This is a genomic window from Cyanobacteriota bacterium (assembly GCA_025054735.1).
GTDB lineage: Bacteria > Cyanobacteriota > Cyanobacteriia > SKYG9 > SKYG9 > SKYG9.
In genome coordinates this window covers 1-821 of record JANWZG010000693.1, presented here as the reverse complement: position 1 = coordinate 821, position 821 = coordinate 1, and the positions used below count along the sequence as shown (strand labels likewise).

General features: G+C 46.4%; 1 protein-coding gene. It reads left to right on the top strand.

The window, feature by feature from the left end:
• Window positions 1–408 precede the first annotated feature (408 nt).
• Window positions 409–699 (top strand): hypothetical protein, encoded by a 291-nt coding sequence (locus tag NZ772_19425; GenBank protein ID MCS6815728.1) that lies wholly within the window; start codon window positions 409–411, stop codon window positions 697–699.
• The last annotated feature ends 122 nt before the right edge of the window (window positions 700–821 follow it).

Sequence of the window (821 nt, the reverse complement as noted above, 5' to 3'; positions counted from 1 at the left end):
CGCTTGTACCAGAGGGGATGGCGACTGTCGTAGTAGAGGTAAAGGTCGCAGGCTATGAAGATCTGGTCAGGTGAGTAGGTAGAGTGACAATGTCGTTCGTAATCCCTGCACCAATATCAGCAGCAGTAATCTGAGGTAGAGATTTCAAATCTGACAAAATTGTATTGATCGCAGCAGCAGGATAAATCAGGCAATACTTTTCGTAATCTTTGCCTTGACCAGAAAAATTAACTCAATGGATTTGGGATTGAATCTGAGGCAGTGGAGAAATCAAAAGCTCAATTTCTAATCTCGCTGCGGGCTTTATCTTTAAATTAACTCAGTGCCCAAGATTGCAGCCCAACGGCCTGAAGTCACTGGCAGCCGATATTCCTCTTGCCTCAGCACCCCAACTCACGTTTTCCACGGTTGTCCATTGGGAATGATGGGTTAGGCACAGAAACCTTGAGCAACAAGGCTTTGAGCAACTCAGGATTAATGCAAGCTAGCATATCCGGTTGTCCCTTTGCTGGACAATTCCTACCCCAAAAAACGATCGTCTCCGTAACCTTCCCCAACACCAACCTTGATCGCCCAGAAAAACCCTCAGTCACCGTCACCGCACTAACCTTCAAAGACCGTCAGTTCTCCAACCTTGAAAAGCACCAGCCTCAATCGTTGAGCCAGAGCATTCATCAACCGTCACATTCACCACCTTGAACGATCGTCGGCCTTCCAACTTTGGAAAAACTCCTATCTCGATCGAAGTGCCAAAACCTTGATCAACTGTCAGCCTCAGAACCTTAAACAAGCATCATTTCTACAATCTGAAACAACTCCAG